The organism is Pseudomonas sp. NPDC096917 (assembly GCF_044762555.1).
GTDB lineage: Bacteria > Pseudomonadota > Gammaproteobacteria > Pseudomonadales > Pseudomonadaceae > Aquipseudomonas.
In genome coordinates this window covers 67892-86563 of record NZ_JBIWEO010000010.1, presented here as the reverse complement: position 1 = coordinate 86563, position 18672 = coordinate 67892, and the positions used below count along the sequence as shown (strand labels likewise).

17 protein-coding genes and 1 pseudogene are annotated in these 18672 nt (G+C 60.1%); 13 read left to right on the top strand and 5 right to left on the bottom strand.

The window, feature by feature from the left end:
* Position 1 precedes the first annotated feature (1 nt).
* Together ACIQYF_RS13455 and ACIQYF_RS13450 are read left to right on the top strand one after the other, a co-directional pair.
* Positions 2-829: an ABC transporter permease gene (locus tag ACIQYF_RS13455; protein ID WP_402862584.1), complete on the top strand. Its 828-nt coding sequence runs from the start codon at positions 2-4 to the stop codon at positions 827-829.
* Positions 822-2294 carry an aldehyde dehydrogenase family protein gene (locus ACIQYF_RS13450; protein WP_402862179.1) on the top strand — a complete coding sequence of 491 codons (1473 nt, stop codon included), beginning with the start codon at positions 822-824 and terminating at the stop codon, positions 2292-2294. Before ACIQYF_RS13455 ends, ACIQYF_RS13450 begins: the two co-directional genes overlap by 8 nt.
* A 32-nt stretch (positions 2295-2326) precedes the next feature.
* Here ACIQYF_RS13450 and ACIQYF_RS13445 read toward each other — a convergent pair whose 3' ends face one another.
* The 5 genes from ACIQYF_RS13445 to ACIQYF_RS13425 all read right to left on the bottom strand — a co-directional run bounded on the left by ACIQYF_RS13445 (position 2327) and on the right by ACIQYF_RS13425 (position 5116).
* Positions 2327-2956 carry a flagellar biosynthesis protein gene (locus tag ACIQYF_RS13445; RefSeq protein ID WP_402862176.1) on the bottom strand — a complete coding sequence of 210 codons (630 nt, stop codon included), beginning with the start codon at positions 2954-2956 and terminating at the stop codon, positions 2327-2329.
* A gap of 143 nt (positions 2957-3099) precedes the next feature.
* Positions 3100-3480 carry a RidA family protein gene (locus ACIQYF_RS13440; RefSeq protein ID WP_402862173.1) on the bottom strand — a complete coding sequence of 127 codons (381 nt, stop codon included), beginning with the start codon at positions 3478-3480 and terminating at the stop codon, positions 3100-3102.
* Between the two features lie 204 nt (positions 3481-3684).
* On the bottom strand, positions 3685-3990 hold the full coding sequence (locus ACIQYF_RS13435; RefSeq protein ID WP_402862170.1) for an NIPSNAP family protein: 306 nt from the start codon (positions 3988-3990) through the stop codon (positions 3685-3687).
* Positions 3991-3994: 4 nt separating this feature from the next.
* Entirely contained in the window at positions 3995-4204 is a 210-nt protein-coding gene (locus tag ACIQYF_RS13430; protein WP_402862167.1) for a hypothetical protein, read from the bottom strand.
* Positions 4205-4336: 132 nt separating this feature from the next.
* The gene (locus tag ACIQYF_RS13425; RefSeq protein WP_402862164.1) at positions 4337-5116 is read right to left on the bottom strand and encodes a DNA-binding transcriptional regulator; all 780 of its coding nucleotides are present in this window, start codon (positions 5114-5116) and stop codon (positions 4337-4339) included.
* 138 nt (positions 5117-5254) lie between these two features.
* On the opposite strand from ACIQYF_RS13425, the gene ACIQYF_RS13420 reads away from it, so the two are divergent.
* The 11 genes and pseudogenes from ACIQYF_RS13420 (at position 5255) to ACIQYF_RS13370 (ending at position 18644) form a co-directional block, all read left to right on the top strand.
* Entirely contained in the window at positions 5255-6913 is a 1659-nt protein-coding gene (locus ACIQYF_RS13420; RefSeq protein ID WP_402862161.1) for a bifunctional 3-(3-hydroxy-phenyl)propionate/3-hydroxycinnamic acid hydroxylase, read from the top strand.
* A 1-nt stretch (position 6914) separates the two neighbouring features.
* Positions 6915-7889 carry a 3-carboxyethylcatechol 2,3-dioxygenase gene (gene mhpB / locus ACIQYF_RS13415; protein ID WP_402862158.1) on the top strand — a complete coding sequence of 325 codons (975 nt, stop codon included), beginning with the start codon at positions 6915-6917 and terminating at the stop codon, positions 7887-7889.
* Positions 7886-8755, top strand: coding sequence for an alpha/beta fold hydrolase (locus tag ACIQYF_RS13410; protein WP_402862155.1), 870 nt, complete (start codon positions 7886-7888; stop codon positions 8753-8755). The genes mhpB and ACIQYF_RS13410 overlap by 4 nt, the downstream gene beginning before the upstream one ends.
* A gap of 14 nt (positions 8756-8769) precedes the next feature.
* The gene (mhpD, locus tag ACIQYF_RS13405; RefSeq protein ID WP_402862152.1) at positions 8770-9576 is read left to right on the top strand and encodes a 2-keto-4-pentenoate hydratase; all 807 of its coding nucleotides are present in this window, start codon (positions 8770-8772) and stop codon (positions 9574-9576) included.
* A 32-nt stretch (positions 9577-9608) separates the two neighbouring features.
* Complete coding sequence (locus ACIQYF_RS13400) at positions 9609-10547, top strand: acetaldehyde dehydrogenase (acetylating) (protein ID WP_402862149.1); 939 nt, start codon at positions 9609-9611, stop codon at positions 10545-10547.
* Positions 10548-10551: 4 nt separating this feature from the next.
* Positions 10552-11571 (top strand): 4-hydroxy-2-oxovalerate aldolase, encoded by a 1020-nt coding sequence (gene dmpG / locus ACIQYF_RS13395; RefSeq protein WP_402862146.1) that lies wholly within the window; start codon positions 10552-10554, stop codon positions 11569-11571.
* Positions 11572-11738: 167 nt separating this feature from the next.
* Positions 11739-12929, top strand: a complete 1191-nt coding sequence (gene mhpT / locus ACIQYF_RS13390) for a 3-(3-hydroxy-phenyl)propionate transporter MhpT (RefSeq protein WP_402862143.1) — start codon at positions 11739-11741, stop codon at positions 12927-12929.
* 103 nt (positions 12930-13032) lie between these two features.
* Positions 13033-14301, top strand: coding sequence for an OprD family porin (locus tag ACIQYF_RS13385; RefSeq protein WP_402862140.1), 1269 nt, complete (start codon positions 13033-13035; stop codon positions 14299-14301).
* 155 nt (positions 14302-14456) lie between these two features.
* Positions 14457-16166, top strand: a complete 1710-nt coding sequence (locus tag ACIQYF_RS13380; protein WP_402862137.1) for an amidase — start codon at positions 14457-14459, stop codon at positions 16164-16166.
* A gap of 338 nt (positions 16167-16504) precedes the next feature.
* A pseudogene (locus ACIQYF_RS13375) lies at positions 16505-18277 on the top strand (methyl-accepting chemotaxis protein); the annotation flags it as partial.
* The gene (locus ACIQYF_RS13370; RefSeq protein ID WP_402862134.1) at positions 18267-18644 is read left to right on the top strand and encodes a hypothetical protein; all 378 of its coding nucleotides are present in this window, start codon (positions 18267-18269) and stop codon (positions 18642-18644) included. The pseudogene ACIQYF_RS13375 and the gene ACIQYF_RS13370, both read left to right, overlap by 11 nt.
* Positions 18645-18672 lie beyond the last annotated feature (28 nt).

The following is an 18672-nucleotide window of genomic DNA, read 5'->3' as shown; positions in this document are numbered from 1 at the left end:
CATGTGGCTGCGCAGCTATTCGACCTCGCTGTACCTGTTTCTGTACGCGCCGATTGCCCTGATTATTCTGTTCAGTTTCAACGCCGGGCGCAGCGGCCTGGCGTTTGAGTGTTGCTCGGTGCAATGGTTTGGCCGTGCCTTCGGCAACCCATTTATCATGGAGGCCCTGGGGCACAGCGCATTCATTGCGCTGACCTCGGCTGTCATCGCTACCCTGTTCGGCACGCTTGCAGTGTTCGGTTTGCAGCGCGTCGGGCCCAGGGTACGCATGCTGTTCGATGCCCTGACCTACTGCGCGATCATCGTCCCCGGCATCGTCATTGGCATCTCGACCCTGATCGCCTTCATCAGTATGTTCGACCTGATCAACCCGCTGCTGGCGAGCTGGATCCCCAGCGCTGCGCGCCTGAACATGGGGTTTGCCACGGTGATTGCCGCGCACTCGTTGTTCACCATGGCGCTGGTCATGGTCATCGTGCGCAGTCGCGTCGACGCTCTCGACAGAGCTTTGCTAGAAGCCTCGGCCGACCTCTATGCGCCACCGATGCAGACCTTCTGGCGCGTGACCCTGCCGCAAATCAGCCCCGCGATCATGGCCGGGTTTCTGCTGGCGTTCACCTTCAGCTTCGACGACTTCATCATCGCCTTTTTCGTTGCCGGTTCTGAAACCACCTTGCCGATCTATATCTTTTCATCCATCCGCCGGGGGGTGACGCCGGAAATCAACGCAGTCTCGACAGTGATCATTTGCCTGTCGCTGGTGCTGCTGTTTACCTCCCGCCACCTGCAAGGCCGCCGCACCGGTGGCCAGGAGTCTCAGCATGCGTGATCAGCTCTATATCAATGGCGAATGGGTCAGCCCGGATCTGGGCGGGTATCTGGACGTTATCGACCCAGCCACTGGCCAGGTGTTTCATCAGGTCGCGGCCGGCACCGAGGAAGACATCGACCATGCCGTGCGCGCTGCCCGCCGAGCATTCGATAACGGTTGGAGCCAAACCACCGGCGCCGAACGCGCGCAGTGGCTGGACGCACTGGCCGATGAACTGGAAAGAAACCTGCCGCAACTGGCCGAACTCGAAGTGCGCGACAACGGCAAACCTTTGCCCGAAGCCCAATGGGACGTTGGCGATGCCATTGCCTGCTTTCGTTACTATGCCGGGCTGGCTGCTCAATTGGACACGCAACAAGACCAACCGCTGGCCCTGCCGGATCCGCGCTTTCGGTGCCGCATTCGCCATGAACCCATTGGCGTTGCCGGGCAAATCATCCCGTGGAACTACCCGCTGCTGATGGCTGCCTGGAAAGTCGCCCCGGCCTTGGCAGCCGGGGCCACGCTGGTGCTCAAGCCTTCGGAGCTGACGCCCCTTACAGCCCTTGAACTGGCAGCCGCCGCTGACCGCATCGGCCTGCCTGCCGGGGTCTTGAACATCGTCACCGGGCTCGGTACCGACGCGGGCAGCCCGCTGACCGAGCACCCCGGCGTGGACAAGCTGGCCTTCACCGGCAGCGTGCCCACCGGAGCAAAAATCATGTCGGCGGCGGCCCGCGACATCAAGAACATCAGCCTGGAACTGGGCGGGAAATCGGCCTTTATCGTCTTCGACGATGCCGACGTCGAAGCCGCCGTGGAGTGGATTCTGTTCGGCATCTTCTGGAACCAGGGTCAAGTCTGTAGCGCCACCTCACGCCTGCTGGTGCAAGACAGCATCGCGCCACAACTGATTGAACGGCTGGTCGAAGAGACTCGCAACATCAGCATCGGCCCCGGTATGCAGCCCGGAGTACTGCTGGGCCCGCTGGTGAGCCATGGGCAATACGAAAAAGTGCGGGGCTTTATCGACCAGGGCCTGGCCAGCGGCGCGCGGCTGCTCACCGGCGGTCAGCGCCCGGCCCATTTGGCAGAGGGTTACTTTATCGAGCCGGCGATCTTTGACGAACCGGCACACAACAGCAGCCTCTGGCGAGAAGAAGTGTTCGGCCCGGTGCTGAGCATCAAGCGCTTCAAGACTGAAGAGCAAGCGGTGCAAATGGCCAACGCCAGTCGCTTCGGCCTCGCGGCGGCCGTCATGAGCGCGGATGGTCAGCGCACCAGCCGGGTTGCCAACCAGTTACGCGCAGGGATTGTCTGGGTCAACTGCTCGCAGCCAACCTTTGTCGAAGCGCCATGGGGCGGAATGAAACACAGCGGCATTGGCCGCGAACTGGGCCAGTGGGGGCTAAACAACTATCTGGAGGTCAAGCAAGTGACCGAATACATCCATGACCAGCCATGGGGCTGGTACTTGAAATAAACGGTCACAGGCTGTGGTGCTCGGGAAGCCGCTCAGAGCTGCTTGAGGGTTTCCTGAGTAATGGCTTCAAGACCTTTTTCAGTGATGTTCTTCCAGTCGTCTTCGCGGGTGACCTTGATGGTCTCGTTGACCAGCGTATTCACTTGTTGCTCAGGAGCGCCAGCCGCTTTGATCTTCAACAGCGACTTGTTGCTTATGACCTTTTCAAACACGCCCTGCAGCTTGATCCATGACCAGAACTCAATGACATGCACCTTCACTTCGCTGGCATCGCGAACACCGGACGTACTCACCACCTCATACCCGGCTTGCCGGTAGGCGGCGGCGACAGCGTCTGCCACCAACCCTGAAACAGTCTGGCCCTTGGGTAACAGCCAGTCACCGATGGGCATGTTGTAGGTGTTGCGCTTACGGGCAAAAACCCGCTCGGTGATCGACTTGTTATCGATCTCGTTGTACTTCAACGAAGGAATGTCCGGGCTGTCTGGCTTGATCTGAAAAACCCGATCATCGATGGCGCTGATGTACACCTTTTTGCCATTGCTGGGTGCAGGAGCCTGCGACTCAACGGGCGGTACAACCTTCACGTCCACTTCTGAGCGGTTAATGGCGCAACCGGCCAACAGCACCACTACCGCAATCCCCAAAACGCTACGAACCATCACTTCTACTCCCTTTTTATTGCGCCTTCATTGGCATGGTCAAAAGCCGACCCAAAAAGAGTGTAGAAGACAGAACGCGATTCAACCGCCCGCAGATCTCGGGCGATTGAGAATGGCTAAGACAACGATTGAGTACGATCGACTCAGGCCTTGGCCGCCATTGCAGTCACTTCCACACGCATGCCCTCGACAGCCAATGCCGCCACACCGACTGCCGCCCGCACCGGCCACGGCTTGGCGAAGTAACGCTTGTACACCTCGTTAAACGCGGCTCGGTCGGCCATATCGGTCAGGTAGATGGTCAGATGCAACACCCGGTCCATGCCGCTGCCGGCACGTTCCAGCGCCACCTTGAGCGCCTGCAAAGTGCACTCGCTTTGCTCGGTGATCCCGCCCAGCTCCAGACTGCCGTCCGCACGGGTCGGGATCTGAGTGGACACCAGCATGCCGGCAAAACCAGCCACGTCGGAAGAGATGGAGTCGACGTCTGGATCAGGGGTAAAGGTAATGTCTTGGTTTGCCATGAGGGTCTCTTGGTCGAGGTCAATAAAAGCGACTACTGGGCCGGTCAAGCTCGGCTGAATCAATTAACGGCTGCGCTTGCCTGCTGCGCAGCGAGCGCGAGTCTAGCACTGGAGCGCTCGGCGATTGGTCAGAAGGTTACGGCCATCTGCGGTGTGACGGAACATAGGTGGGAACTGGCGAAGGCTGCGATCTTTGGTTTGGGCTTATTCGAAAAGCGGACGGAAGAAACTGCGCTCGTAGCTCAGGATGCAGCGGTTGTCTTCAGCCAGCTTGAACGCTGCAATGCACTCGGCATCGGTTTTCGAGCGTTCACGGTAGTCTTCGTAGGTGGCCAGACTGGGAAAGGTAAACATTGCCAAGGCAATATTGTTGGCGCCTTCCGAAGGCAGGAAATAGCCATGGTGTGTGCCACCGAATTTCTCGACCAGCGGGATCCAGATGCGCCCGTACGCTTCGAATTCAGCCAGTTTGTAAGGGTCAATAACGTATCGCAGGTAGCACGTGATCATGACTTCATTTCCTTTCGGGATAAATTCGATTGAGTACGCCCAGGGTGATAACGACCGCCGGGATGGTTAGCAACACCGGGTTGAACGATGGCGGCACAAACAGCGTGATAATCCATGCGATAAACAGTCCGGCGGCGATCAGGCAAAAGAGCCAGGTCGGAACCCGTTTGCCAAAGTGTTCGCACGCCTGATTGAATCGTTGAAACCATTGCATCCATAACATCCTTGTCAGGTCGCCTCGCAGAATACTTTAAAGCCCTCGTTGCCCATAACCCACACGCAAAATGTGCGTGGGCGCCTGGCTTGCCAACGATGCGAGCCACCGACCTCGGCGGCATACGCGGGTTTATGCATGCAACCGTTCCTGTATCTGTTGCACCGTGACGCGCATGGCCGGCAAATAGCGGCGCGCCGCCTCTTCTACGGACATGGCCTTGGCGATGTACACCAGATTCAAACACCCCATCACCCGCTCTTCATGCACCACAGGAATGGCAATCGCGGCAATCCTGCGTTCTTGCCCCCAGTGCGAGTTGTTCTCGCCATACCCCTTGCTCACGGTGTGTTCCACCAGTCGCTCAACAAAGCGCCGATCAGCCGCCAGCACCGATTGTTCATCCTCGCGACTGAGCATTAAATCAATCAACTCTTCACGCTCGGACGCCGAACAATACGCAAAGTAAGCGCGCCCGGTCGCCGTCATGAGCAATGGCAAGCGCCGCCCTACCATCGAACGGTGAAACGACAACCGGCTAAACCGGTGCGTGGTCTCGCGAATCACCATGGCATCACCGTCCAGGGTGCACAGGTCGGTAGGCCATACCACCTGCTGCAACAACTCCCCCAGTAACGGGGCAGCGATGGATGAAATCCACTGCTCATCGCGGAACCCTTCACTGAGCTCGCGCACTTTCAAGGTCAGCCGATAGCTGTCATCCGACTCGCTGCGGCGCACATAACCCTCAGCCTGCAGGGTCTCTAGCAATCGGCGCACGGTAGTGCGATGCAACCCACTTAGCTCGGCCAATTGCGCCGTGCTGGCCCCCCCGTCAATACGGTTCAGACCATTGATCAACGCCAGTCCACGTATCAGGCCGCGCACGGCCTTGTATTCGGTTTCGCTCATTGGCGACCTCTTTATTTTTATAAATCAACGATGTGCACCTAGTGCACCCTACCAAGGGTTGTCGTTGTTCACCAGCCTTGTGATTTCCATACTGGGCCCAACAAGAAATTCAAAAAAAGACGCTGTACGGAGATGCTCATGAACTCTGCCTCCACACCTTCTGCACAGGTGCTCACCACTGACGTCGCGATTATCGGCGCCGGACCGGTCGGTTTGATGATTGCCAACTATCTGGGCCAATGCGGCATCACTGTCACCATCGTCGAGAAGCTCGACAGCCTGATCGACTACCCCCGCGCTATCGGCCTGGACGACGAAAGTCTGCGGGCCTTTCAAGCCGTTGGTCTGGCCGACAGTGTGCTGCCGCACACCACGCCTTGGCATGCGATGCGTTTTTTGACCCCCAAGGGTCGCTGCTTTGCCGATATTCAACCGCAAACCGATGAGTTCGGCTGGCCACGCCGCAATGCCTTTATCCAGCCGCTGGCAGACAAAGTGCTGTTTGAGGGGTTGCGCCGCTTTGACAACGTCAAGGTGATGTTTGGCCGCGAAATGGAAGGTTTCGAGCAAAGCGCCAGTCAGGTTGTGCTCAATCTCAAGGATCAAAACGGTCGCAGCGAGCGCTTGCAAGCCCGTTACCTGATTGGTTGCGATGGCGGCAACAGCTTGGTGCGACGCAGCCTGAACATCAGTTTTGAAGGCAAGACCGCGCCCAACCAGTGGATCGTGGTCGACATTGCCAACGACCCGCTGAGCACGCCCCATGTGTATCTGTGCTGCGATCCGGTGCGCCCGTATGTGTCGGCCGCCCTGCCCCACGGCGTGCGGCGCTTTGAATTCATGGTCATGCCCGGCGAGACCGAAGTTGAGCTGAGCAAGCCCGAGAACATGCGCAAATTGCTGGCCAAGGTGTTGCCCGACCCGGACCGCATCGAGCTGATCCGCAGCCGCGTCTACACCCACAACGCCCGACTGGCCGGACGCTTTCGCGAAGGCCGGGTGCTGCTGGCAGGCGATGCGGCGCACATCATGCCGGTCTGGCAGGGTCAGGGTTACAACAGCGGAATTCGTGATGCCTCGAACCTGGCCTGGAAACTCTCACTGGTGATCAAGGGCCTGGCCGACGACAAGCTGCTCGACAGTTATGAGCAGGAGCGTCGCGACCATGCCAAGGCGATGATTGATCTGTCGGTGCTGGCAGGCCATGTACTGGCGCCGCCAAAGCGCTGGCAAGGCACGGTACGTGATGGCGTGTCCTGGCTACTTAATTACGTGCCACCGGTCAAACGCTACTTCCTGGAAATGCGTTTTAAACCCATGCCGCAATACACCCAGGGGGCGCTGCTCGCGCCGGGCACGAAAGCGTCGCCGGTGGGCAAGATGTTCATCCAGCCACGCATCCTGACCGAGAACGGCGAAAGCCTGCTGCTGGATGAAGTGATCGGCAAAAATTTCGCGATCATCGCCTGGGGCTGTGATCCGACCTGGGGCCTGACTGAAGCCCAAATCGCGCAATGGCAGGCCCTGGGCACGCGGTTTATCCAAGTATTGCCAGACGTTCAACTCAAAGCCGCCAGCGATGTCAGTTCGCCGGTGATTCGCATCGGTGACAGCCAGGGCCGCCTGCGTCAGTGGTTTGCCCTGGGCACGGGCTCTATCGCCGTGGTACGCCCCGACCGCTTCCTCGCGGCCTTGGCGATTCCGCAAACCATCGGCCAGGCCTGTGATCAATTGCTGCTGGCGCTCAAGGCATTGCCCTGCACGGTTGTCGCCCCCACAACCAGCAAGGTGGCCTGAGATGAGTGCCTATCTGCACTGCCTGTCGCACACGCCGCTGGTGGGTTACGTCGACCCATCACCACAGGTACTGGCTGAAGTTGATGCCATGCACCACGCGGCCCGTGCGCGCATCGCCCGTTTTAACCCGGAACTCGTCGTGCTGTTTGGCCCGGATCACTACAACGGCTTTTTCTACGACGTGATGCCGTCTTTTTGCATTGGCATGGCAGCGGACGCGATTGGCGATTTCGATACCGCCGCCGGGCCGCTGGATGTGCCCAAGGCGCTGGCCGAAGCCTGTGCCCGCCATGTGCTGGATGCCGGAATCGACGCTGCCGTGTCGTATCGCATGCAAGTCGATCACGCGTTCGCTCAGCCACTGGAACTGCTGCTCGGCGGCCTGCAAAGCTGCCCGGTGATTCCTGTGTTTATCAACGCGGTAGCGGTGCCGTTGCCTAGTTTTCAGCGTTCCCGCCTGCTCGGTGAAGCCATCGGCCAGTGGGCGTTGTCGCTGAACAAACGCGTGTTGTTCCTGGCCTCGGGCGGGCTTTCACATCAGCCACCGGTTCCGGAACTGGCCAAGGTCGATGCCCGCATGGCTGACCGTCTGATGGGCAGCGGCCGTCAGTTGCCGGCCGACGAGCGCCAGGCCCGCCAGCAACGGGTGATTCAGGCAGCGCGCCATTTTGTTGAAGACCAGAACAGCCTGCACCCGTTAAACCCGGCCTGGGACCAGCAGTTTCTCGACACCCTAGAGCAAGGCTGCGTGGGCGATCTGGATGCGCTGAGCAACGACGCGCTTTCAGCGCTGGCCGGCAAGTCCACCCATGAGGTGAAAACCTGGACCGCGGCTTTCGCGGCCTTGTCAGCCTTTGGTCCGTATCAGACCGAAGGCCGTTATTACCGCCCGATTCCTGAATGGATCGCAGGCTTTGGCGCCCTGAGTGCCCAGCCACTGAACCCCTCTACCCGAATTCAAGGAACACAACCATGACTGCCACTGCCGCTGCTTTCACTGAAACCTCCACCAGCCGCTTTGCCCGTATCAAAGAAGGCAATCTGGACCTGCAACTGCATTACAACGATGTCGGCCAGGGCGCCGAAACCGTGGTCATGCTTCACGGCTCCGGGCCCGGCGCCAGCGGCTGGGCCAACTTTAATCGCAATATCGAACCGCTGGTCAACGCCGGTTACCGGGTGATCCTGCTCGACTGTCCGGGCTGGAGCAAAAGCGACCCGGTAGTCAGCGAAGGCTCGCGCTCGAACCTCAATGCCGACGCCCTCAAAGGCTTGCTCGACGTGCTGGAGCTGGACCGCGTGCACCTGATCGGCAACTCCATGGGGGCTCACAGCGTGGTGGCCTTTGCCCTGGAACACCCGGAGCGCATCGGTAAGTTAGTCCTGATGGGCGGCGGCACCGGCGGCCCGAGCGCGTTCGTGCCGCAACCCACAGAAGGCATCAAGTTAATCGGCGGGCTGTACCGCGACCCGACCATCGACAACCTGAAAAAGATGATGAACGTTTTCGTGTTCGATGCCAGCAGCATTACCGACGCGATGTTCCAGACCCGCCTGGACAATATCCTGGCGCGCCGCGACCACCTGGAAAACTTCGTCAAGAGCAGCACCATAAACCCTAAGCAGTTCCCGGACTTCAGCCACCGCCTGCACGAAATCCAGGCCGACACCCTGATCGTCTGGGGCCGTGAAGACCGCTTCGTGCCCATGGACACCGGTCTGCGCCTGCTGGCAGGCCTGCCCCGTGCCCAACTGCACGTTTTCAATCGCTGCGGCCACTGGGCGCAATGGGAACACGCCGACACCTTTAACCGCATGGTCCTGGACTTCCTGACCCATTGAGCATCGAGGCTGACATGAGCGTTACTCAACACACCCTTGAACACCTGGCGGCCGCCTTGCGCCAGGCCGAAATAGACGGCGAGGCCATCGCCCCTCTGCGTGAGCAGATCGGTGCCGACAACGCTGACGCTGCCTACCGCATCCAGCGCCTGAATGTGGCGCATAGCCAGGCGCAAGGCCGGCGCGTGGTGGGCCGAAAAATCGGCCTGACCAACCCCAAGGTGCAAGCGCAACTGGGCGTCGACCAACCCGACTTCGGCACCCTGTTCGCTGACATGTGCTATGGCGACAACCAGAGCGTGCCGTTTGACCGGGTTCTGCAACCCAAGATCGAAGCCGAAATCGCCTTGATCCTGCAACACGATCTGCCGTACGCCGACACCACCTTTGACGAAGTGATGAACGCCACCGGCTGGGTACTCCCGGCGCTGGAAATCGTCGGCAGCCGTGTCCAGAACTGGAACATCCGTTTCGTCGACACCGTGGCCGACAACGCTTCCAGCGGTTGCTTCGTGCTCGGCGGCCCGGCCCGGCGCATCGACAGCCTGGACCTGCGTCAGGCCAGCATGCGCATGACCCGCAACGGTGAACCGGTGTCCAGCGGCAGCGGCGCTGAATGCCTTGGGCATCCGATCAATGCCGCCGTGTGGCTGGCCCGCACCATGGCGCGCCTGGGCGAACCGCTGCGCGCTGGCGACATCATTTTGACCGGCGCACTGGGTCCCATGGTGGCAGTTGCCGCCGGTGATCGTTTCGAAGCCCAAATCGACGGCATTGGCCAAGTCGCAGTGGACTTCACGGTAGACAGCAGCGCCGGGTAATCGGCGGCATGCGTGCAAATGAGGCAACAACCATGAATAAGAAACTTAAAGTCGCCATCATCGGTTCCGGCAACATCGGCACCGATTTGATGATCAAGATCCTGCGCAACGCCAAGCACCTGGAAATGGGCGCGATGGTCGGCATCGACCCCGCCTCCGACGGCTTGGCCCGCGCTCAGCGCATGGGCGTGGCGACCACCCATGAAGGCGTCGAGGGCCTGACCCGCATGGACGTGTTCAAAGACATCGACTTCGTCTTCGACGCCACCAGCGCCGGCGCCCATGTCAAAAACGATGCGTTTCTGCGCAGCGTCAAACCCGACATCCGCCTGATCGACCTGACACCTGCGGCCATCGGCCCGTATTGCGTGCCGGTGGTCAACCTGGAGCAAAACCTTAACCAGCTCAACGTCAACATGGTCACCTGCGGTGGGCAGGCAACCATTCCGATGGTGGCGGCCGTGTCTCGCGTGGCCAAGGTTCATTACGCTGAAATCGTGGCCTCCATCGCCAGCAAATCAGCGGGACCTGGCACCCGCGCCAACATCGACGAGTTCACCGAAACCACCTCCAAGGCCATCGAAGTGATCGGCGGCGCCAGCAAGGGCAAGGCGATCATTGTCATGAACCCGGCCGAGCCGCCCTTGATGATGCGCGACACCGTGTTCGTGTTGTCCGAAGCGGCGGATCAGGCATTGGTTGAAGCCTCCATCGTTGAAATGGCTGCAGCCGTTAACGCTTACGTACCGGGCTATCGCCTCAAGCAAAACGTGCAATTTGATGTGATTCCTGAATCCGCGCCGCTGACCATTCCCGGCCTTGGCACCTTCAGCGGGCTCAAGACTTCGGTGTTTCTGGAAGTCGAAGGTGCTGCCCATTACCTGCCGGCCTACGCCGGAAACCTCGACATCATGACCTCCGCAGCCTTGGCTACCGCCGAGCGCATGGCGCTGTCGATGCTCAACGCCTGAGGAGATGGCTATGAATCCGAATAAAAAGCTCTACATCAGCGACGTGACCCTGCGTGACGGCAGCCACGCGGTGCGCCATCAGTACTCGATCCAGAACGTACAAGACATTGCCCGCGCGCTCGACAAAGCCGGGGTTGACGCCATCGAAGTGGCCCACGGGGATGGCCTGCAAGGCTCAAGCTTCAACTACGGGTTTGCCTCGCACACCGATCTGGAATGGATCGAAGCCGCTGCTGATGTGATCAGCCACGCCAAAATCACCACCTTGTTGCTGCCCGGCATCGGCACCGTGCACGACCTCAAGGCCGCCTATAACGCCGGGGCCCGGGTGGTGCGCATCGCCACCCACTGCACCGAAGCCGACGTGTCGAAACAACACATCGAATTCGCCCGTGAACTGGGCATGGACACCGTCGGTTTTCTGATGATGAGCCACATGATCCCGGCCGAGCAGTTAGCGGCCCAGGCCAAGTTGATGGAGAGCTACGGCGCGACCTGCGTGTACATGGCCGACTCGGGTGGCGCGATGAACATGCAGGATGTGCGTGAGCGCTTCCGTGCGTTTAAAGCCGTGCTCAAGCCAGAAACCGAAACCGGAATGCACGCCCACCACAACCTGAGCCTGGGTGTGGCCAACTCGATCACCGCGGTCGAAGAAGGCTGCGATCGCATCGACGCGAGTTTGGCAGGCATGGGCGCAGGTGCCGGTAATGCGCCGCTGGAAGTGTTTATTGCCGCTGCTGATCGCTTGGGCTGGAACCACGGCACCGACCTCTACACCTTGATGGACGCCGCAGACGACATCGTGCGCCCGCTACAGGATCGCCCGGTGCGAGTCGACCGCGAAACGCTGGCGCTGGGTTACGCCGGGGTCTACTCGAGCTTCTTGCGCCATGCAGAAATTGCCGCGGCCAAATATGGCCTCAAAACCCTGGATATTTTGGTCGAGCTGGGCAAACGGCGGATGGTCGGCGGCCAGGAGGACATGATCGTCGACGTGGCACTGGACCTGCTCAAACGCTAGGTCAAACACCAGCACAGGCAATACTGCTCACTTGAGAACAGCACACGGCCAACGACAGGAGCGAGCTTGCTCGCTCCTGCAAGGTCTGCTTTCGCTTGAGTGAACAGCATTGCGCGGCCACAGCATTTTTCTTCACCCCTAAAACAACAATAAAACGAGTACTGCCCATGTCTTTGCTCAACACAACTGCGCGCACGATTGCCTTGTGCTTTCTGGTGGCCTTGATGGAAGGCCTTGATTTACAAGCTGCGGGCATCGCAGCCCAAGGCATGTCCAACGCTTTTGCGCTGGACAAGCTACACATGAGCTGGGTGTTCAGTGCCGGGATTTTCGGCCTGTTACCCGGCGCGTTTGTGGGCGGCTGGCTGGCAGACCGGATCGGGCGTAAACGCGTACTCATGGCATCGGTCGCGTTGTTCGGGCTGTTTTCGCTGTTCACCGCACTGGCCTGGAACTTCAACAGCCTGCTGCTGGCTCGTTGCCTGACGGGTGTCGGCCTGGGGGCGGCCCTGCCCAACCTGATTGCCCTGACCAGCGAAGCGGCTGGCCCGCGCCTGCGCGGGACTGCGGTAAGCCTGATGTATTGCGGCGTACCGTTGGGCGCTGCGCTGGCCGCCGTGATTGGCATCGCGGATTTAAGCGGTGGCTGGCAATCGGTGTTTTATGTCGGCGGGGTGGTACCGCTGTTGATCGTGCCGCTACTGGGACGCTACCTGCCGGAGTCGCAACAGTTTCGCCACGCACAAGAGGCAGCCCCCATCAGCGTGGCCAAGGGGCTGTTCGGTAAAGGCGCGGCCCTGCCAACCGCGCTGATCTGGCTCAGCTATTTCTTTACCTTGATGGTGGTTTACATCCTGATCAACTGGTTGCCCAGCTTGCTGATCGGCCAAGGGTTCAGCGGGCGTGACGCCAGTTGGGTAATGCTGGCCCTGCAAATGGGCGCGGCGATCGGCACCCTGATGCTGGGCTGGGTCATGGACCGCTTGCCCGCGTGGGCACTCTCGGCCCTGATTTATCTGGGCATTCTCGGCTCGCTGACGGCGCTGGGCCTGGTCAACAGTGTGTCAGGCATGCTGGTGGCCGGTTTTGTCGCCGGGTTCTTCGCCACCGGCGGGCAATGCGTGCTGTACGCCCTGGCCCCGCATTTCTACCCGGCCTCGATTCGCGCAACAGGGGTTGGCAGTGCGGTGGCCATCGGTCGGCTGGGGGCCATGAGCGGCCCGTTGGTGGCCGGCAAAATGCTCGCACTGGGCACCGGCACCGCCGGGGTGATGCTGGCCTCGGCGCCGGGCATCTTCATTGCGGCGGCCGCCATGTTTTACCTGTCGATACGGCGCAACAACTCACTGCCTCAATAACCCCGTAGGCGCTGGCGCTGGCTGCGATCTTTTGATCCTTTAAAAGCGTGCAGCCCGCGCCAGCGCCTGCAATAACACCCATAACAATAAAAGTGAACCTGCCATGCTCAAGACTTCTCAGTGGGCGCTCAGCGCCTGCGCCTGCGTTTTATCCGTGCCTGCAATTGCCGACGGTTTTATCAATGACAGCCACGCCGACCTGACGCTGCGCAACTATTACTTTGACCGCAACTACGTCAACGCAACGCCTCAAGCCGCCGCCCGCGAATGGGCCCAGGGCTTCATTCTCAACGTGCGCTCAGGCTTTACCGAAGGCCCGATCGGCTTCGGCCTCGACGCCCAAGGGTTGCTCGGCATGCGCCTCGACTCCTCACCCGCTCGCACTGGCACCGGCCTGTTGCCCTACGACCCGGCGACCCGCGAGCCTGCCAATGAGTATTCGAAGCTGGGCCTGACGGCCAAATTCCGCGCCTCGCAAAGCCAACTGCAAGTGGGCACCATCAGCACCTTTCTGCCGATTGCCTTTGCCAGCCCTACCCGGCTATTGCCACAAACATTCCGGGGGGCGTACTTGAAATCTCAAGAGTTCGAAAACCTGACCTTGCATGTCGGCTGGCTGGACCGGATCAACCTGCGCGACTCCACCAACTACCAAAAAATGTCCGTTGGCTCACCCAATAGACGTTTTAACGGCGCAGCCGAATCAGACCGTTTCACATTTGTGGGCGGCGACTATGCCTGGTCCCCGCAACTGACACTCAAGTACTACCACGCCGAACTGGCCGAGCTGTACCGCAAGGACTACTTGGGCTTTGTCGATAACCGTGCGGTGGGCCCCGGCAGCCTGAAAAGCGACTTTCGACTGTTTATCAGCGGCGAAGACGGCGCCGCCAAGGCTGGCCCGGTGGACAACCGTAATGCGGCGCTGATGCTGACCTACACGCTGGGCGCACACAAACTGGGAGCCGGTTACATGCAGCTAACCGGTAAAACGGCCATGCCTTACCTGTTTGGCACCGAGCCGCTGGTGATCACCGAGGGCACCCTCAGCTCCGAGTTCCTCAACCCCAAAGAACGCAGTTGGCAGGTGCGCTATGACTATAATTTCACCGCGCTCGGCCTACCCGGCCTCAATGGCATGCTGCGCTACGTCAGCGGCAGTAATATCGAACTGCCCACACTCGGCGGATCCGATCTGACGGAAAGTGAAAAAGACCTCGAAGTGTCGTATGCAGTACAGAGCGGGCCGCTCAAAGACGTGTCGCTGCGGGTGCGCAACGCGTGGTATCGCAACGACTTTACCGCCCAGGCCAGCCACCGTGACGACAACGAGTTACGGATAAATATCGATTACACGTGGAAGTTGTGGTGACAGTCATCACATTGTCTGGCTCAACAGACCCCAATTTCGCTAAGCTGCGCACCTGTGCACCTCAGACAGCGCTGCGCAGAACCCGATATGAAACGTTATTTTGAGCATTATGATGTTCCATCATCCAACCTCCTCCAACCGTTAGCGGTGAGCGCATGATCGAAGTCACTGAAGTTTCCATTGCCCAATTGCGTGAGGCCCTCGAATCGGGTCAGACCACTGCGGTTGAGCTGGTCACGTCGTACCTTGCACGGATCGAGGCCTACGATGGCCCCGACACTGCGACCGCGCTCAACGCGGTGGTGGTGCGCAACCCCGATGTGCTGCAAGAGGCCCAGGCTTCGGATGCCCGTCGCGCCAAGGGCCAGACCCTCGGGCCGCTGGACGGCATTCCCTACACCGCCAAGGACAGCTATCTGGTCAAGGGGCTCACCGCCGCGTCCGGCAGCCCGGCCTTCAAAGACCTGATTGCCTATCGGGATGCGTTCACCATTGAGCGCTTGCGTGGCGCCGGGGCCATTTGCCTGGGCAAAACCAACATGCCGCCCATGGCCAACGGCGGCATGCAACGCGGCGTGTATGGCCGCGCCGAAAGCCCGTACAACGCCGACTACCTGACTGCGCCCTTTGCTTCGGGGTCGTCCAACGGCGCTGGCACGGCCACGGCCGCCAGCTTTTCGGCCTTTGGCCTGGCGGAAGAAACCTGGTCCAGCGGTCGCGGTCCGGCGTCGAACAATGGCCTATGCGCCTACACCCCGTCACGCGGAGTGATTTCAGTGCGCGGCAACTGGCCGCTGACCCCGACCATGGACGTGGTGGTGCCGTACGCCAGAACCATGGCTGATCTGCTGCAAGTGCTCGATGTGGTGGTCGCCCAAGACCCGGACACCCGAGGCGACCTGTGGCGCATGCAACCGTGGGTGCCCCTGCCGAGCGTTGAATCGGTGCGTCCGGCGTCGTATATGGAACTGGCAGCCAACGCTGAATCGCTCGCCGGCAAGCGCTTTGGTGTACCGCGCATGTACATCAACGCCGACCCTGAAGCCGGAACGGCAGAAAAACCTGGCATCGGTGGCCCGACCGGGCAACGGATCATCACCCGCGCCTCGGTCATCGACCTGTGGCAAGACGCACGCCGGGCCCTCGAAGCCAAAGGCTGCGAAGTGATCGAAGTCGATTTCCCGCTGGTGTCCAATTGCGAAGGTGATCGTCCGGGCGCGCCGACTGTGTTTACCCGCGGTTTGGTGTCCAAAGCGTTTATGCACCACGAACTGTGGGATCTGTCGGCCTGGGCCTTCGATGACTTCTTACGGGCCAACGGCGACCCGAAACTGAACCGTTTGGCGGATGTTAACGGCGCACTGATATTCCCTCACGATCCGGGCACCCTGCCCAACCGCGAAGACGAACTGGCGGCAGGCATGGACGAATACGTGCGCATGGCCCAACGCGGGATTACGCCCTGGGATCAGATTGCCACCTTGCCGGACGGCTTGCGCGGCCTGGAACAGACCCGTCGAATCGACCTTGAAGACTGGATGGACCGACTGGGGCTGGACGCCGTGCTGTTCCCGACCGTGGCCGACGTTGGCCCGGCAGATGCCGATGTCAACCCGGTATCGGCCGACATTGCCTGGAGCAACGGCGTGTGGGTGGCCAACGGCAACCTTGCGATCCGCCATTTGGGCGTGCCTACCGTCACGGTGCCAATGGGCGTGATGGCCGACATTGGCATGCCGGTGGGGCTGACCTTCGCCGGACGTGCATATGACGATTCAACGTTGCTGCGCTTTGCCTCGGCGTTCGAATCGCTTGGCAACAAACGCATGATTCCACCGCGTACTCCGCCGTTGTCGGCAGTGTAAGCAAACCCAGTGGCAGGGCACTCCGGGGGGTGCAGCAAGCCGATAGCGCAGCAATCGTAAACCCCAGACACACCCCGCAGTAGATCGGTGGGAGCTGGCCAAGGCTGCGATCTTTTGATGTTAAAGCCCAGAGATCGCAGGCTTCGGCAACTCCCACGCACCATGCCTGGTCACGCTCCATACCCAAAGCACTGACTTAACGCGTATTTCATTGCCGTGAGCCATCACAGCCAGTGATGCCCAGTGATGCCCAGTGATGGCCAGTGATGGCCAGTGATGGCCATTGGCCTGATTCTTGCTGCTGCCTTCATCTCTCAAGGTCGTCGTTGGAGACGTGAATGTCGCTATCAAGCAGTTCAATGCAACTTTCTTCCAGCGAGAAACGTTGGCTGCCCTGGTTCGGTAAGAACGGAAAACTGACCATGGGCTGGGGATGCTGGCTCAATCGTTCGGCGTATCCGGTGCTGGAGCAAACCTTCGAAGCCATTGCCCACACCCGCGTGCAACTGCTGCACAACTGGACCCGCGAGCAGTGGGAACATTTGAGCGAATTGGCCGAGCATGCAGGCACCAATCTGGCCCATCTCGATCAGCCAATGTTGCTCGACAAGCTCAAGCAAGCCAAAGACTTCTGCGAGTTGTTTGTGGTCGACCCGCACGGCAAGGTGATCACCTCGACGTGGAGCGGGCGCAGCAAAAACCAGCCGCATACCTCTCGCGCTTTAACCGAGGGCTTGAAAGCACCGTTTTTGCACGGACCTTACACAGACCCGCTAACCCTGCAAATCGGCCCTTCGTCGTCGCCGTTCCATGACGAAGTCACGCTGATGTTTTATCAGCCGCTCAAGGCCCATGGCAAAACCCTGGGCTGCCTATGCGCCCGCGTACCCAACGATGTACTGGGCGACCTGATTCAGCGCGAGGCCGGGCATATTTATGCCGAGTCGGGCGACAACTACCTGTTTATGGCGCAATCACGCTTCGACCCGTCTATCCAGCCGGGCACGGCCTTGTCGCGCTCACGCTTTGAAGACGGCACCTTCAGCCACGGCGAGAACCTGAAAAGTGGTGTGCGCACGCCCTGGAAAACCGTGCAGATTCAGCGCCACACCGAGCTGGAGTTGCGCTTCACCGACCCGGCCACGCAACAACTGCACCCCGGTGTGCGCGAAACCATCCGCAACGGCTCCAATCTGTTCGTGACCTACCCCGGTTACTCGGACTACCGGCATATTCCGGTGGTCGGCAAGGGTGTCACCTTCCAGCTGCCTGGCTCGCCAGACCGCTGGGGCATGATGTGCGAGGCCGATTTAGAGGAGGTTTATCGCCGGCGTTCGCTGAGTTATGGACTGATGAAGCCCTACCTCGCGACCATGACCGGTCTGTTTGCCTGCAACTTTGCGGTTCAGCATTACAGTGGCCTGGATCAATCCTTGATCGATGCTGTCGAGGTCGTGAGCATGGCCGGTGCCACGGTGTTGTTTGGCCTGCTGGGGCCCAAACGACTGGCCGCCCGTTTGAGCGAAATGACGGGTGTGATCAGGACCATTGCCGAGGGCGAAGGCAATCTGCGCCAGCGCCTGGATACCCGCAAAATGGCCAATGATGAAACCGGCGACATGGGCCGCTGGATCAACAGTTTCATCGACCATCTGGACTCGGTGATCGGGCAAGTGGTCAAGGCCAGTCATCACGTCGGCGCCACCAATCAGATGATGCTGGGCCGCAGCCATGAAGCCAGCCTGACCTCGGTCGAGGTCACTGAAGCGGTGCACCACATGATGATGATTGTCGAAGACCAACTGGGTGAAATTCAGCAAGCCAGCGCCAGCGCCGAACAGATGAAACAGGCCATGGATGACGTCGTCACCCGCGCCCACGAACAGTTTCTGAAGGTGCAGGAAGGCACTCAGTCGATTCGGGATGTGGTCGAGCGCTCGACGTCCAGCGTGCAGTTGCTCGACAGTCGCATGGCGCAAATCGGCAACATCACTGGCCTGATCAGCGCCATTACCCAACAGACCAACTTGCTGGCTCTGAACGCAGCCATTGAAGCCGCTCGCGCAGGCGAGCATGGACGTGGCTTTGCGGTGGTTGCCGATGAGGTGCGCAGCCGATGACATTCGCGAGATGGTCGAGGGCCTGCAAAGTGAAACCCGGCAAGCCGTCAGCTTTATGGAAGACGGGGTTAAAGACGTCGACAACAGCCTGCGGATATCCGAAGCCGCCTCATCGCAAAGCGTGCAGTTGCATCAGGCGGTAGAAAGCATGTTTGCGATCATTCAACAACTCAATCGCCGCAGCCTGGACTGTGGCAAGACCATCAAGAGCGTCGACCAGTCTTCAATCGAAATGCGCCAGACCGTGGTCGTGCTGCAAAGCAGCGCCGAAAGCGTGAGGCTTAATGCCAACAAGCTGCAAAAGCTGGTTGGCCAGTTCGAAGTCAGCCAACTCCCTGCACCGGATGCGGCGGCCTGACTTCGGATCTGCGGCAGGCTGCCAGTGA

Bases quoted from the DNA above. Each gene is read 5' to 3' on its own strand.
- ACIQYF_RS13420 (WP_402862161.1), top strand. From the start codon at position 5,255: ATGAACTCTGCCTCCACACCTTCTGCACAGGTGCTCACCACTGACGTC.
- mhpT (WP_402862143.1), top strand. From the start codon at position 11,739: ATGTCTTTGCTCAACACAACTGCGCGCACGATTGCCTTGTGCTTTCTG.
- ACIQYF_RS13440 (WP_402862173.1), bottom strand. From the start codon at position 3,480: ATGGCAAACCAAGACATTACCTTTACCCCTGATCCAGACGTCGACTCC.
- mhpB (WP_402862158.1), top strand. From the start codon at position 6,915: ATGAGTGCCTATCTGCACTGCCTGTCGCACACGCCGCTGGTGGGTTAC.
- ACIQYF_RS13370 (WP_402862134.1), top strand. From the start codon at position 18,267: ATGAGGTGCGCAGCCGATGACATTCGCGAGATGGTCGAGGGCCTGCAA.
- ACIQYF_RS13385 (WP_402862140.1), top strand. From the start codon at position 13,033: ATGCTCAAGACTTCTCAGTGGGCGCTCAGCGCCTGCGCCTGCGTTTTA.
- dmpG (WP_402862146.1), top strand. From the start codon at position 10,552: ATGGCTATGAATCCGAATAAAAAGCTCTACATCAGCGACGTGACCCTG.
- ACIQYF_RS13450 (WP_402862179.1), top strand. From the start codon at position 822: ATGCGTGATCAGCTCTATATCAATGGCGAATGGGTCAGCCCGGATCTG.
- ACIQYF_RS13445 (WP_402862176.1), bottom strand. From the start codon at position 2,956: ATGGTTCGTAGCGTTTTGGGGATTGCGGTAGTGGTGCTGTTGGCCGGT.
- ACIQYF_RS13425 (WP_402862164.1), bottom strand. From the start codon at position 5,116: ATGAGCGAAACCGAATACAAGGCCGTGCGCGGCCTGATACGTGGACTG.
- ACIQYF_RS13430 (WP_402862167.1), bottom strand. From the start codon at position 4,204: ATGCAATGGTTTCAACGATTCAATCAGGCGTGCGAACACTTTGGCAAA.
- ACIQYF_RS13400 (WP_402862149.1), top strand. From the start codon at position 9,609: ATGAATAAGAAACTTAAAGTCGCCATCATCGGTTCCGGCAACATCGGC.
- ACIQYF_RS13455 (WP_402862584.1), top strand. From the start codon at position 2: ATGTGGCTGCGCAGCTATTCGACCTCGCTGTACCTGTTTCTGTACGCG.
- ACIQYF_RS13380 (WP_402862137.1), top strand. From the start codon at position 14,457: ATGATCGAAGTCACTGAAGTTTCCATTGCCCAATTGCGTGAGGCCCTC.
- ACIQYF_RS13435 (WP_402862170.1), bottom strand. From the start codon at position 3,990: ATGATCACGTGCTACCTGCGATACGTTATTGACCCTTACAAACTGGCT.
- mhpD (WP_402862152.1), top strand. From the start codon at position 8,770: ATGAGCGTTACTCAACACACCCTTGAACACCTGGCGGCCGCCTTGCGC.
- ACIQYF_RS13410 (WP_402862155.1), top strand. From the start codon at position 7,886: ATGACTGCCACTGCCGCTGCTTTCACTGAAACCTCCACCAGCCGCTTT.